This window comes from Streptomyces sp. V4I8, assembly GCF_041261225.1.
Lineage (GTDB): Bacteria > Actinomycetota > Actinomycetes > Streptomycetales > Streptomycetaceae > Streptomyces.
Genome location: NZ_JBGCCN010000001.1, coordinates 3,352,174 through 3,366,287, shown reverse-complemented (window position 1 = coordinate 3,366,287; position 14,114 = coordinate 3,352,174). Strand labels below are relative to the sequence as shown.

Here is a 14,114-nt window from a genome sequence, read left to right as displayed (position 1 = left end):
GCGTGGGGCCCGAACCTCCGGCAAACGTCCACACCAGCGCGCCAGGAGTTCATGCCGGGCCCGGTCATCCACCACTTCGCTGTCGGCGCGCGCCGTCTTGTCGCCGAAGTGTCCGCCTCGGAAACCCGGCCGCAACCGTCAGGTACGCGGTGAGGCGGCAGGTCTCGTGAAGAAGTTGGTGTATTCGGTGACCCGGCGGTCATAGCGGTGAAGCCGGTCGCCGGAATGCGTCGGGCACCGTCATGGGACGGCTGGCCGGATCCTCATTCGGCGTGCTTTGATCCTGCGCACGGCTGGAGGCGGCGGAATGGATTCCGGCCCGGGAACCGGGTAGCCATCGCCGTGTTTTGCAGTCTGTTCACTCGAAGGGAACCGCAGGTTATGAGCTTCACCTCTCAGGTTGAAACGGCCGAGATCGCCGACGCTGTCCTGGACAACGTGTCCGGTGGTCAGGCGGGCGGCGCCTCCGCCGGTCTCGCGGGCACCCTCTCCGGTGGCGTCGTCGGCGGTCTCTCCGAGTCCGTGTCCGCCGTTGCCTGCGCCGACGTCTTCGCCGCGGTCTCGCCCGAGGGCGTCGCGCTGGGCGTGCACGCGCACGCTGCCGCTCACTGACGCACCATCTGCATCGGGCCCCGGATCGTTTGATCCGGGGCCCGAATGCGTATTCCCGCGGTAAATGACGAATTTCCCCCGGGTTTCCGTGCCGCAGGGTTCCTCGCGTCCGCTTCGACAGGCTCATGGATTCTTCGAGGGTGAGGGCCTGCGAACGCGTCCTGCCTGCTGCTTCTGGAGCGCGCCGATCTCTTCCGAGTCGGTGACGAGAGGCGAGAGGTGGTGGGAGGTGGTGGCAGGTAATGGACCGTGAGCCGGCGCCCTCGCCGCGGTAGTGGTGTGGGGAACACGGTCGGAGCGCGTGTGCTGCTGCTGGAGTTGTGACTGCGCGGGCCATTGACGCGCAAGTGATTCGATTCTACGGTCCCGTCCGAAGTGACGATCGGTGATCGAAATATCGAACAGGCGACATCGACTCCCCCACACGCAAGGAGGATCCACGTGAGCCGCACCTCCCGTACCTCCCGCATGTCCCGCCGAACCGCTCTCCTCGCCCTCCCCGCCGCCGCCCTGCTCGCCCTCATCCCCTCCACGGCGTCCGCGTACCCCAACCCCGGCCGCGTCACCGGCGACGTCGTCACCCACGACCCGACGATGATCCGCACCTCCTCCGGCCAGTACCTCCTCTACGCCACCGGCGGCGGCATCGCGAGCAAGACCTCCAGCGACCGCACGGCCTTCAGGAACGGCGGCGACGCCTTCGCCGGCCGGCCGGGCTGGTGGGGGAACTACTCCTCCGTGCCGGAGGCCTGGGCGCCGGACATCTCGTACCACGGCGGCAAGTACCTGATGTACTACTCCGTCTCGAAGTTCGGCTCGAACACGTCCGCCATCGGGCTCGCCACCTCCACCACCGGCCAGCCGGGCAGCTGGACGGACCAGGGCACCGTCTACACGTCCGGCTCCTCCAGCGACTACAACGCCATCGACCCGAACCTCTTCGTGAACGACGACGGCAAGTGGTGGCTGTCCTTCGGCAGTTGGTGGACCGGGATCAAGATGATCCAGATCAACCCGTCCACCGGGAAGCAGATCGGCTCCAAGACCACCCGCTACTCGCTCGCCTCCCGCCCCACCGGGACCAAGGCCGTCGAGGCACCCTTCATCGTCAAGCGGGGCGGCTACTACTACCTCTTCGCCTCCTACGACACCTGCTGCGCCGGCACCAGCTCGACCTACAAGGTCAAGGTCGGCCGCGCCACCGGCATCACCGGGCCGTACACCGACAAGAACGGCGTCTCGATGATGAACAACGGCGGCACCCCGGTCCTGGAGTCACACGGCAGCGTCATCGGCCCCGGCGGTCAGTCGATCATGAACGACGCCGACGGCGACCTGATCGTCTACCACTACTACGACGGCAACGACAACGGCACGCCCAAGCTGGGCGTCAACCTCTTGAACTGGAGCAGCGGATGGCCCGTCGCCTACTGACCCTGCTGGCAGCGCTGCTGCTGGCCTTCTCGATCGGCCAGCCCTCCGCCAGTGCGGCCTCGTTCGCGAACCCCGTCAAGTCGGTCAAGGGCGCCGACCCCTGGATCTCCTACCACGACGGCAACTACTACCTGGTGACGACGAGCTGGACCGATGTCATCACCATCCGCAAGTCCACCACCCTCGCCGGGCTGGCCACGGCCCCCAGCGTCCAGGTGTGGCAGGGCGACGCCGCCTCCCGGTGCTGCAACATCTGGGCCCCGGAGCTGCACTTCCTCAACGGCCGCTGGTACCTGTACTACGTCGCGGGGCAGAACATCGCCGACTACAACCCGACGCAGCGCAGCCATGTGCTGGAGAGCGCCGGCTCCGACCCCATGGGGCCGTACACCTACAAGGGCCAGCTCAACTCCGCCTGGATGCTCGACCCGAGCGTCCTGAACGTCAACGGCCGGCTGTACATGCTGGGCAGCGCGATCACCAGCGGCACCCAGAACCTCGTCATCGCGCCGATGTCCAACCCGTACACGGTCAGCGGCTCCTACTCGACGATCTCCAGGGCGACATACGACTGGGAGCGGCAAGGGGGCACGGTCAACGAAGGCGCGGAGATACTGCAACGCGGCGGCCGGACCTTCCTCATCTACTCCGCCAGCGGCTGCTGGACCCCCGACTACAAGCTCGGCCAACTGGAGCTCACCGGCTCCGATCCACTGGCCGCCGCCTCCTGGACCAAGAAGTCCACGCCGGTCTTCCAGCGCAACGACGCCAACGGCGTCTACGGACCCGGGCACAACGGCTTCTTCACCTCACCCGACGGCAGCGAGAGCTGGATCGTCTACCACGCCAACGACAGCGCGAGCGAGGGCTGCGACAACGGGCGTACGACCCGGGCCCAGAAGCTCACCTGGAACTCCGACGGCACCCCGAACCTCGGCACCCCGGTCCGCCTCGGCACCTCCCTCACCGGCCCCTCCGGAGAGCCGTCCAGCGCGTCGACGACGTACACGGTCGTCAACCGCAACAGCGGCAAGTGCCTCGACGTGGCCGGTGGTTCGACCGCCGACGGCGCCAACGTCCAGCAGTGGGCGTGCAGCGGCGGCAACAACCAGAAGTGGCGCCTGGAGGACCTGGGCGACGACACCCACCGCCTCGTGAACGTCGCCACCGGCAAGGTTCTCGACACCGAGAACTGTTCCTCCGCAGACGGCGCCGACCTGAGGCAGTGGTCCTGGCTGAACAACACCTGCCAGCGATTCCGGTTCATCGCCACGGACAACGGCTACGTCCGCATCACCAACCAGGCCACCGGCAAGGTGGCCGACGTGACGAACTGCGGAACGGCGGACGGAGCAGACGTACGCCAGTGGAGTTGGTTGGGCAACAACTGCCAACAGTGGAGACTGAACCCGGCGTAGTGCAGTTCCGCCAGGGGCGCGGGGCTGTGTCGATGTGCGGCTCCGCCGCGTGGGCGCGACAAGCCACAACGCACCCGCAGTCGCACAAGCACCCGCCCCCCCTACGGCGAAAGGGCGCTACCCGCTACCCGGTCTGCCCCATCCCCGCCGCGTTCGGCCAACTCTGACTGTTGGGCCAGCCGGTAGCCGGCGCGGGGGCCAGCCCGGGAGCGGGTCCGGTAGTACCCCGAACCTGCGCCGCCGTAAGCCCACCCCGAGCCGGCACCCCGGGCGGCGTGGGCCCGGGCGGCACCACCGCCGCGGCCGGCGCCACGGGCGACGGGAACGACATCGGTGCGGGGGCGGCGGGCGCGGGCGCCGGCATCGGGGCCGGAGCGACAGGCGCCGGCGCCGGCATGGGCGCCGGCATCGGCATCTGCGCGGCGGCCGGCTGCGGCTGAGGCATCGCAGGCATCGCGGCACCGGCACCCATGGCCTGAGCAGCAAGCCCCTGCATACCGGCACCGTTCGTGGAGCTGACCAACCGGTCCACGGCCGCCGTACCCGAGCTGTAGTTGGTCCCTGTACCCAGCTCGGGTACGGCGGCTCCCCTCCTGGACCCGTAGAGCACCTGCTCCAGGCCGGACACCAGGCGACGCACGTCCACCTGGGGGCGCACCACGAGTCGCAGGAAGCGGCTGGACGAACCGATCTTGTTGCCGCACTCGCGGACCAGGATCCGGTGCTCGGTGAGCAGCCGGTCGCGGACCACGGTGCCTTCCGCGCCCACGGGGAGGCGCACGAAGAGGAAGTTGCCCTGCGAGGGGTAGACCGTCAGGCCGGGCAGCGAGGCGAGCTGGCCGGCCATGTCGAGACGGTCCTTGCGCACCTGGTGGAGGCTCTGCGCGTACTCGGCGCCGTGGTTCTTGAGCATGAACACCACGTGCTCGGCGAAGGCGTTGAGGTTCCACTTCGGCAGCATCGAGCGGACCATGCCGGCCAGCGCCGGGTTGGCGACGAGGTAGCCGAAGCGGATGCCGTGCAGGCCGAAGTTCTTTCCGAGGGAGCGCAGGACGATGACGTTCGGGCGCAGCATCGCCTCCTGGACCACCGAGGGCTCCTGCTCCGCGTCCGCGAACTCCAGGAACGACTCGTCGATGATGACCAGGTCCAGGTCGGCCATCGCGTCCATGAACTGCACGAGCGCGTGCTTGTGGAGGTAGCCGCCGTCGGGGTTGTTCGGGTTGCAGATCACCGCCACCCGCGTGCCGCGGGCCCGGATGAACTCGGCGTACTGGGCCAGGTCCAGGGCGAAGCCGCTCGACTCCTGGAGCGGGAACATGTCGACCCGCTTGCCGGTCTCCATCGGCTGGTCGGTCCAGCGGCCGAAGGTGGGGACGGGGATGGCGAGGGACTCGCGGACCAGGAGGTGGTCGATCCAGGTGATCAGCTCGGTGGAGCCGTTGCCCATCGCCACGCACTGCGGCGGGAGTTGGAGCAGGCTGCACAGCTCGGCCGTGATGGTGTCGGCGCTGCTCGGGTAGTACGTGATGATGTCCCGCAGCCGCGCCCCCATGTCCTGGAACATCTCCGGCGTCGGGAAGTACGGGTTGCACGGAATGCAGAAGTCGACCGGACCGGCGCCGTCGCCGCCCTCACGCGTCAGCGCCGCCATCGACGGGCTGTGTGCCGCGGTGCTGCGGAACAGCGAGGTGACGTTGTCGGCCATGGAACCTCCGAGTTCGGGTGGCCCGCGCGGGGGAGCACGGGCCGCCCCTACATACGGAGGCTGGGGTGGCGCTGTTCAACCACTGAGAGATCGGTAAGAACTTGTGTGCCACCTGTGAAGATCGCTCTACGCGGGAAGAAGGATCACGCGCTGAACGAGTGGACCGTCGTCGAACGGTACGTCTGCCCCGGGCGCAGCACCGTCGAGGGGAACGACGGCTTGTTCGGCGAGTCCGGGAAGTGCTGCGTCTCCAGGCACAGCGCGTCGCCCTGCCGGTAGGCGCGGCCGGACGGGCCGACGAGCGTGCCGTCGAGGAAGTTGCCGGAGTAGAACTGCAGGCCCGGCTCGGTCGTCGCCATGCGCAGGGTGCGGCCGGAGGACGGGTCCTTCAGCGTGGCGATCCACTCGGGGCGCGGCGAGATGCCCTTGTCCAGCACCCAGTTGTGGTCGATGCCCTTGCAGTGCAGCAGCTGCTGGTGGGCCTCGCGGAGGCCCTCGCCGATCGCCTTGGCGTGGCGGAAGTCGAAGGGGGTGCCCGCGACGGGGGCCGGCTCACCGGTGGGGATGAGGCCCGGGTCGACGGGCGTGTAGTGGGACGCGGCGATCTTCAGCTCGTGGTTCTCGATCGTGCCGCTGCCCTCGCCGGCGAGGTTCCAGTAGACGTGGCTGGTGAGGTTGACGACCGTGGCCTTGTCGGTGGTGGCCTCGTAGTCGATACGCCAGTCGCCGTGCCTGGTGAGGGTGTACGTCACCTTCACCTTGAGCGTGCCCGGGTAGCCCATCTCGCCGTCGACGGACGTGCAGGACAGGTGCAGGCCGACGTCGGAGCCCTTGGTGAACGGCTCGACGTCCCACACGCGCTTGTCGAAGCCGTGGGCGCCGCCGTGCAGGCTGTTCGCGCCGTCGTTGACGTCGACCTGGTAGGCCTTGCCGTCGAGGGTGAACCGGCCCTTACCGATGCGGTTGCCGTACCGGCCGATCAGGGCGCCGAAGTACGGGCTCTGGGCGACGTAGTCCTCGATGTTGTCGAAGCCCAGGGAGATGTTGGCGAACCGGCCACGGCGGTCCGGGACCTCCAGGGACTGCACGATGCCGCCGTAGGAGAGGACCTTCATCCGCGTGCCGCCGTTGGCCAGCGACCAGCTGTGGACCTCCGTGCCGTCGGCGAGGGTGCCGAAGAGGGACTTCACCGGCGTGTTGCCTCCGTCGCTGAAAAGAACAGGGCCCCGCCTTCCGGCGGGGCCCTCCTGCTGCACTTACGAACCGACCTTGCGCTTGTTCCATACGTCGAACCCGACCGCCGCCAGCAGCACCAGGCCCTTGATGACCTGCTGCCAGTCAGTGCCGATGCCGACGAGGTTCATGCCGTTGTTCAGCACGCCCAGGACCAGGCCACCGATGATCGCGCCGAGGACGGTGCCGACGCCGCCGCTCATCGACGCGCCGCCGATGAACGAGGCCGCGATCGCCTCCAGCTCGAAGTTGAGGCCGGCCTTGGGCGAGGCCGCGTTGAAGCGGGCGGCGAAGACCAGACCCGCCAGGGCCGCGAGCATGCCCATGTTCACGAAGATCAGGAAGGTGACCTTCTTGTCCTTCACACCCGACAGCTTGGCCGCGGGCAGGTTGCCGCCGATCGCGTAGATGTGGCGGCCGATGATCGCGTTGCGCATCACGTAGCCGAAGCCGACGAGCAGCACGCCCAGGATGAGCAGCACGATCGGGGCGCCCTTGTAGCTGGCCAGCAGCATCGTCAGCGTGAGGATGGCGGCGCCGAGCGCGACCAGCTTCAGCAGGAAGAGGTTGAAGGGCGGGACGTCCAGGTTGAACTCCTGCTGCCGGCGGCGGTCGCGGAACTCCTGGAAGACCACGAACGCGATCATTCCGAAGCCGAGCAGAAGTGTGAGGTTGTGATAGTTGGTGTTCGGGCCGACCTCGGGCAGGAAGCCGTTGGCGACCTTCTGCAGACCCTCCGGGAACGGGCCGAGGGTCTGGCCCTCGAGGAAGATCTCCGTCAGACCGCGGAAGATCAGCATGCCCGCGAGGGTCACGATGAAGGATGGTATGCCGCCGTACGCGATGAAGAACCCTTGCGCGGCACCCGCGACGGCGCCCATGGCCAGACAGAGGATGACGGCGACCGGCCATGGCAGGTCGTTCTTGACCATGAACACCGCGGCCATGGATCCGATGAACGCTGTCAGTGATCCCACCGACAGGTCGATGTGGCCCGCGATGATGACCAGCATCATGCCGATCGCGAGGATCAGGATGTAGCTGTTCTGCAGCACCAGGTTGGAGACGTTGCGCGGGAGCAGCAGGTCGCCGTCGGTCCACACGGCGAACAGCGCCACGATCAGGCCGAGGGCGATCAGCATGCCGTACTGCCGCATGTTGCGGCGCATGCCGTCCAGCACCAGCTGGAGCAGGCCGTCGGCCGCGGCCCCTCCGCTCTTGCCCGGCGGCGCGGGGGCCGGGGTCTTGGCGGTCACATCCGTGCTCATCGGGATACCTCTTTGTCCTTTGTCATCTGACGCATCAGCGATTCCTGCGAGGCCTCGGCCCGCGAGAACTCGCCGGTCAGCCGCCCCGCGGCCATCGTGTAGATGCGGTCACACATGCCGAGCAGTTCCGGCAGCTCGGAGGAGATGAAGACGACCGCCTTGCCCTGGGCGGCCAACTGGTCGATGACCGTGTAGATCTCGTACTTGGCACCGACATCGATGCCACGCGTCGGCTCGTCCAGGATCAGCACATCCGGACCCGTGAAGATCCACTTGCTGAGGACGACCTTCTGCTGGTTGCCGCCGGACAGCTTGCCCACCGGCTCGAAGACGGTCGGCGCCTTGATGTTCATGGACTTGCGGAAGCCCTCGGCGACCTGCCGCTCCTCGTGCTCGTCGACCACGCCCCGCTTGGCGACCTTGCCCAGCGCGCTGAGCGAGATGTTGCGGTTGATGGTGTCGATGAGGTTGAGGCCGTAGTGCTTGCGGTCCTCCGTGACGTACGCGATGCCGTGCTTGACCGCCTCGGGGACGGACTTCGTACGGATCTCCTTGCCGTCCTTGAGGACCTTGCCGTCGGCGTAACGGCCGTAGGTGCGGCCGAAGACGCTCATCGCGAGTTCCGTGCGGCCGGCGCCCATCAGGCCCGCGATGCCGACGATCTCGCCGCGCCGCACGGACAGGGACACATCGTCGACCACCTTGCGCTGCTGGTCGATCGGGTGGTGCACGGTCCAGTTGCGGATCTCCAGGGCGGGGGCGGAGCCCGCCTCCGGCTCGTGCGGGGTGCGGTCGGGGAACCGGTTCTCCAGGTCGCGGCCGACCATCCCGCTGATGATCCGGTCCTCGGTGGTCTCCGGCGCCTTCACATCGAGGGTCTCGATGGTCTGGCCGTCGCGGAGGATCGTCACCGAGTCGGCGACCTTGCGGATCTCGTTGAGCTTGTGCGAGATGATGATCGAGGTGATGCCCTGCTTCTTCAACTCCAGGATGAGGTCCAGGAGTTTGCCGCTGTCCTCGTCGTTCAGGGCCGCGGTCGGCTCATCCAGGATGAGCAGCTTCACCTTCTTCGACAGCGCCTTCGCGATCTCCACGAGCTGCTGCTTGCCCACGCCGATGTCGGCGACGCGGGTGTCCGGGTGGTCGCTGAGCCCGACCCGGCGCAGCAGCTCGGTGCCGTGCTGCAGAGTCTCCCTCCAGTCGATGAACCCGCCCTTGGCGTGCTCGTTGCCGAGGAAGATGTTCTCCGCGAGGGAGAGGAACGGCGACAGCGCCAGCTCCTGGTGGATGATGACGATGCCGCGCTGCTCGCTGGCCCTGATGTCCTTGAACTCGCAGACTTCCCCCTCGAAGAGGATGTCCCCTTCGTAGGTGCCGTGCGGGTGGACGCCGGAGAGGACCTTCATCAGGGTCGACTTGCCGGCGCCGTTCTCCCCGCAGATGGCGTGGACCTCGCCCTGTTGGACGGTCAGTGTGACGTCCGACAGCGCCTTGACGCCGGGAAAGGTCTTGACGATCGAGCGCATTTCCAGGGACGGGTCCCGCCATGGTCGTGCCTTCCAATCAGAGTGGGCGGGTGGTTAGTTGAGGTCGCTTTCCTTGATGTAGCCGGAGTCGACCACCGTCGCCTTGTAGTTGGCCTTGTCCACACTGACCGGCGTGAGCAGGTAGGCCGGGACGACCTTGGCGCCGTTGTCGTAGGTCTTGGTGTCGTTGACCTCGGGCTTCTTGCCGTTGAGCGCCGCGTCGACCATGTTCGAGGCCACCTTGGCGAGCTCCCGGGTGTCCTTGTAGACGGTCATCGACTGCTCGTCGGCGATGATCGACTTCACCGAGGCGACCTCGGCGTCCTGACCGGTGACGATCGGCCACGGCTTGCTCTTGGAGCCGTAGTCGTCCGACCGCAGGGCCGAGAGGATGCCGATGGAGATGCCGTCGTACGGCGAGAGGACCGCGTCGACGCGCTCGCTCTTGTAGGCCGACGTCAGGATGTCGTCCATGCGCTTCTGGGCGGTGCCGCCGTCCCAGCGCAGGGTGGTGACCTGGTTCAGGGCGGTCTGCTTGGAGCGGACGACGAGCTGCTTCTTGTCGATGTACGGCTGCAGGACGTTCATGGCGCCCTGGAAGAAGTAGCGGGTGTTGTTGTCGTCGTTGGAGCCGGCGAACAGCTCGATGTTGAACGGGCCCTTCTTGGAGCCGTCCTTCAGGCCGAGCTTCTCGACGATGTAGTTGCCCTGGAGCTCGCCGACCTTCTCGTTGTCGAACGACGCGTAGTAGTCGACGTTCTTGGTGCCGAGGATGAGGCGGTCGTAGGAGATCACCGGGATGTTGGCGTCGGCGGCCTGCTGGAGCACGTTGTTCATCGACTTGTTGTCGATGGCCGCGACGATCAGCGCCTTGACGCCCTGCGTGATCAGGTTCTCGATCTGCGAGACCTGCTGGTCCGGGTCGTCCTCGCCGTAGACCAGCTGGGTCTTGTAGCCCTTCGACTCCAGGTCCGCGACGACGTTCTTGCCGTCGGCGATCCAGCGCTCGGAGGACTTGGTCGGCATCGCGATGCCGATGGTCCCGCCCTTGGTGTCACCGCCTTCCCCCTTGCTGCCGCCCTCGCCGCTCTGGCCACAGGCGGACAGGGTCAGGGCGAGGGAGGCGGCTCCGGCTATGGCGGCGAGTGCGGCTCGGCGGTTACGCATGATCATCATCCTTGATGTGTGTCTGGCAGTGCTCGGTCCGGCGGCGCGAAGACGCTTGCGGGCGGTGCGGGAAGGACCGAGAAGAGGGTGTGTCGGATTGTGTTCGACTGCGTCTTCTTTTGTGAAGGGGGATTGTCCGGAACGTTATGCGGGAATTTCGAACCGCTTCAGCGTCCCGGGCAGCCGTGAACCGAGAGGCGCCATGTCGCCGTCAGCTCCGTGCCGTGCGAGGAGGTCCAACGCCAGGCGTCCACGCCGTACGCGTTCCTTGGCGGTGGCCAGTGTCAGGTCCCGCATGTGGTGCCCGTAGGGGTAGATCCCGGGGGCCTTGGAGAGCCCGAACTTCAGGTAGAGCGGTGCGCCGCGCCGGATCAGCTCGGCGACCTCGTACATCCGGATGTAACCGCCCAGATCGTCGGGGGCCTCGATGTACATGTCCATGGGGGCGCCGGAGACGCGGCGGATCTCGGTGAGGTGATCCAGCGTCAGGTCGCTCGGCACGTTGATCGAGTCGCCGCCCAGGTTCTCGTACACCGCGTACGCGGCCGGGTTGACGGGGCCGATCAGTGCGCTCACCTTGAGCGTCGTGTCGGCCGGGATGATGCCGGCGGCCCGCGCCCGGTGCAGCGCCCACAGCACGCCCTCGTCGGCGACGAGGAGGCACTTCACGCCCAGCTCGGTGGCGCGTACGGCGTCCTCGACGCACCCGGCGACCGCGTCGTGGCCCCGGGCGCGCAGTCCGGCGCCCTTGGAGTCGGTCCGGGTGGAGCCGCCGATGTCCCAGGTGCCGCGCGGGCCGGTGAACAGGCAGAGCTCGATGTCCCGCTCGGCGGTCGCCTCCACCATCTCGGTGATCTCGGCGTCGGTGAGCATCCAGATGCCGCTGCCCTGGCTGATCCGGTGGATCGGCACATCGAGCCGCGAGGCCTCCTTGAGGACCACGCCGAGCGCCTCGGGGCCCTCCACGGAGGGGACCTCGGTGCGCCAGCGGCCGCCGCCGGGGAAGGTGTGCGGAGAGGCGTCGGAGGGGTCGAGGGCGGGCGCCCCCAGGCCGAGTGCGGTGAGCGCCTGCTCGCCGGGGCGACGCGGCGTCTGAGCGGTGGTGTCGGTCACAAGCTGTCCTTCATGTTCGATATATCGGACGAGGGTCGCGGCTCTGGTCGTGCGGGGCTTTGGGTGTACGCCGGTACGAAGTTGTCAGGCACCCCGTACCGGCGTACGGCTCAGGGGTGTGTCATGGCCGCAGCAGGACCTTTCCGACCTTCGGGTCGCCGGACCCCACCAACTCGATGGCTTGTGGGAACTCCTCCAGCGGCAGCTCGTGCGTGACCAGCGGCAGCGGGTCGAGGAGCCCTGCCCCGAAGACCCGCACGGTGTGTGCCCAGGCCTGAGGCGCCGCGCCGAACACGGTCTGCACCTCCAGCTGCCGTACGACGAGATCGGTCGGGTCGAGCCCCTCCGCGCCCGGCGCCGGGATGCCCGTCAGGATCAGCCGTCCACCGCGGCGCAGCAGGGCGGCGGCGGTGCGCGCCGCGTCCGCGGACCCGGCGGTCTCGATGACGACGTCGAAGTCGTCGGGGAGTTCCTCGTCCTTGGTACGGAAGTCCGTGGCGCCGAACCGCTTCGACAGCTCGGCCCGGTCCGGACGCGTCCCCACGACGAGCAGCTCGGCCGGCGAGCCCGCCTTCAGGAACTGAACGGCGAACATCCCGAGCGTGCCCGTGCCCACCACGGCCACCCGCTCGCCCGGCACCGCGTTCGCCTTGAGCGCGGCGGCCGCGATGCACGCGGCCGGCTCCAGCAGCGCCGCCGCCGTCAGATCCGCGTCGTCCGGCAGCACGTGCAGCAGCCGGGCCGGAAGCGTGAGTGTGGGGGCCATGGCGCCCGGCTGGGTGAAGCCGGTCTCCTCGTAGCCCGCCGTGCACAGGGTGGTCTCGCCCGCGTGGCAGCGGTCGCAGACCTGGCAGTTCCTGAAGCCCTCGCCCACGACCTTGCGGCCCACCAGGCTCGAAGGGACGCCGTCACCGACCGCCGCCACCGTCCCGGACCACTCGTGGCCCGGCGTGAGCGGATAGCGGACGTACCCCTCCGGCCGGTTGCCCTGGAAGACCTCGCGGTCACTGCCGCAGATCCCCGAGGCGTGCACCCGGACCAGGGCCTCGCCCGCTTCCGGCTGTCGGGGCTCGTGCGGGACGAGCCGGTGCTCGCCCGGAGCCTCGATCACGACGGCGGTGCTCACTGGGTCCTCCCGGGTCCGACCCAGGCCCCGATGCCGGGACTGCGGGTGTGGGCGCTCACACGGTGCCCTTGGGCTTGCGCTGCTCCCAGCCGTCGGCCCACAGGTCGAACCGGGCCTGCTGCTGCGGGAACTCCGCGGCGGCGTCGATGTCCAGCTCCACGCCGAGACCGGGCTCGTGGGAGAGGTGGAAGCAGCCGTCCTCGGGGTTCACCTGGGGGGCGCCCTTGATGACCTTCTTGATCTCCGCGTCCGCGAAGTCGTTGAAGTGCTCAAGGATCTTGAAGTTGGGGGCGGTGAAGCCGACCTGGAGGGAGGCGGCGGTCAGCACGGGCCCGCCCACGTTGTGGGGCGCGACCAGCATGTAGTGCGTCTCGGCGGTGGCGGCCAGCTTACGGGTCTCCCAGATGCCGCCGATGTGGCCGACGTCCGGCTGGATGATGTCCACGGCCTGGCTCTCGAAGAGCTCCCGGAACTCGATGCGATCGTGAATGCGCTCACCCGTGGCGACCGGCATGTCGACCTTGGCGGCGACCTTCTCCAGCGCCTTCAGGTTCTCCGGCGGCACCGGCTCCTCCAGCCACGCGGGCTTGAAGGGCGCCAGCTCCTTGGCCAGGCGGACGGCCGTGGCGGGGGAGAAGCGGCCGTGCATCTCCAGCATCAGCTCGGCGTCCGGGCCGATGGCGTCGCGCACGGCCTCGATCAGGGAGACGGCGTAGAGGCTCTGCTCGTGGTCGAGCTCGAAGTGGCCGGTCCCGAACGGGTCGATCTTGAGCGCCCGGTAGCCGCGCTCCATGACCCCCTGGGCCGCCTTGTGGTACGCCTCGGGCGTCCGCTCGGTGGTGTACCAGCCGTTGGCGTACGCCTTGACCTTGTCGGTGACCTTGCCGCCGAGCAGCTGCCAGACCGGCACGCCGAGCGCCTTGCCCTTGATGTCCCAGCAGGCCATCTCGATCACGGCGATACCGGACATCACGATCTCGCCGGCCCGGCCGTAGTCGCCGTACTTCATCCGCTTGACGAGATCCTCGACAGCGAACGGGTCGGAGCCGAGAATGTGATTGGTCTTCGCCTCGTGCAGATAGCCGAGCAGCGCGTCGGTGTGGCCCAGCATGCGGGTCTCGCCGACGCCGGTGAGTCCCTCGTCGGTGTGCACCTGGACATAGGTCAGGTTCCGCCAGGGCGTTCCGACGACGTGTGTGCTGATTCCCGTGATGCGCACGGTACTCCCTGTCCTCTTCGGTCTGTTCGAAATTTCGGCACTCGTTCGAAATGCTGGTCGCGACAGTAGGGACGACCACATGCGAGTGTCAATGGGTCTACAAACAACGGTTTCGATGTGGCTGCGGAGACGGTCGGCGAGGCGGATGTGACGGGGTGTTCCGCGAGGGTCGCCGGGCTCTTCGAGGGCGCGTGCATGCCTCCTCCGGTGGGTACTCGAAGGGCTCCTGACCAGGTAAAACACCCTCGGTGCCGGAACCTCCGCCGTCCGTCGCGTTATTCAACCGTGAC

10 protein-coding genes and 1 pseudogene are annotated in these 14,114 nt (G+C 68.0%); 3 read left to right on the top strand and 8 right to left on the bottom strand.

The annotated features are described in order from the left end of the window. Positions 1 to 381: 381 nt before the first annotated feature. The 3 genes from ABIE67_RS15285 to ABIE67_RS15275 all read left to right on the top strand — a co-directional run bounded on the left by ABIE67_RS15285 (position 382) and on the right by ABIE67_RS15275 (position 3,464). Entirely contained in the window at positions 382 to 612 is a 231-nt protein-coding gene (locus tag ABIE67_RS15285) for a hypothetical protein (protein WP_370257337.1), read from the top strand. A 468-nt stretch (positions 613 to 1,080) separates the two neighbouring features. Then, on the top strand, positions 1,081 to 2,046 hold the full coding sequence (locus tag ABIE67_RS15280) for an arabinan endo-1,5-alpha-L-arabinosidase (RefSeq protein ID WP_370268620.1): 966 nt from the start codon (positions 1,081 to 1,083) through the stop codon (positions 2,044 to 2,046). After that, the gene (locus tag ABIE67_RS15275; protein WP_370257334.1) at positions 2,028 to 3,464 is read left to right on the top strand and encodes a family 43 glycosylhydrolase; all 1,437 of its coding nucleotides are present in this window, start codon (positions 2,028 to 2,030) and stop codon (positions 3,462 to 3,464) included. The genes ABIE67_RS15280 and ABIE67_RS15275 overlap by 19 nt, the downstream gene beginning before the upstream one ends. A gap of 124 nt (positions 3,465 to 3,588) precedes the next feature. On the opposite strand, the gene ABIE67_RS15270 is transcribed toward ABIE67_RS15275, so the two are convergent. The 8 genes and pseudogenes from ABIE67_RS15270 to ABIE67_RS15235 all read right to left on the bottom strand — a co-directional run bounded on the left by ABIE67_RS15270 (position 3,589) and on the right by ABIE67_RS15235 (position 13,824). Beyond that, positions 3,589 to 5,172, bottom strand: coding sequence for a histidinol-phosphate transaminase (locus tag ABIE67_RS15270; RefSeq protein WP_370257332.1), 1,584 nt, complete (start codon positions 5,170 to 5,172; stop codon positions 3,589 to 3,591). 143 nt (positions 5,173 to 5,315) lie between these two features. Then, on the bottom strand, positions 5,316 to 6,428 hold the full coding sequence (locus ABIE67_RS15265; RefSeq protein ID WP_370257327.1) for an aldose epimerase family protein: 1,113 nt from the start codon (positions 6,426 to 6,428) through the stop codon (positions 5,316 to 5,318). After that, positions 6,429 to 7,673 (bottom strand): multiple monosaccharide ABC transporter permease, encoded by a 1,245-nt coding sequence (gene mmsB, locus ABIE67_RS15260; RefSeq protein ID WP_128428198.1) that lies wholly within the window; start codon positions 7,671 to 7,673, stop codon positions 6,429 to 6,431. Then, positions 7,670 to 9,221 (bottom strand): annotated as a pseudogene (gene mmsA / locus ABIE67_RS15255) (multiple monosaccharide ABC transporter ATP-binding protein). Before mmsA ends, mmsB begins: the two are co-directional and overlap by 4 nt. 32 nt (positions 9,222 to 9,253) lie before the next feature. Continuing rightward, the gene (gene chvE, locus ABIE67_RS15250) at positions 9,254 to 10,366 is read right to left on the bottom strand and encodes a multiple monosaccharide ABC transporter substrate-binding protein (RefSeq protein WP_370257322.1); all 1,113 of its coding nucleotides are present in this window, start codon (positions 10,364 to 10,366) and stop codon (positions 9,254 to 9,256) included. A 144-nt stretch (positions 10,367 to 10,510) separates the two neighbouring features. After that, positions 10,511 to 11,479: a hypothetical protein gene (locus tag ABIE67_RS15245; protein ID WP_370257320.1), complete on the bottom strand. Its 969-nt coding sequence runs from the start codon at positions 11,477 to 11,479 to the stop codon at positions 10,511 to 10,513. Positions 11,480 to 11,600: 121 nt separating this feature from the next. Continuing rightward, positions 11,601 to 12,605, bottom strand: coding sequence for a zinc-binding dehydrogenase (locus ABIE67_RS15240; RefSeq protein ID WP_370257318.1), 1,005 nt, complete (start codon positions 12,603 to 12,605; stop codon positions 11,601 to 11,603). 55 nt (positions 12,606 to 12,660) lie between these two features. Then, positions 12,661 to 13,824, bottom strand: coding sequence for a mandelate racemase/muconate lactonizing enzyme family protein (locus ABIE67_RS15235; protein WP_370257317.1), 1,164 nt, complete (start codon positions 13,822 to 13,824; stop codon positions 12,661 to 12,663). Positions 13,825 to 14,114: the final 290 nt, after the last annotated feature.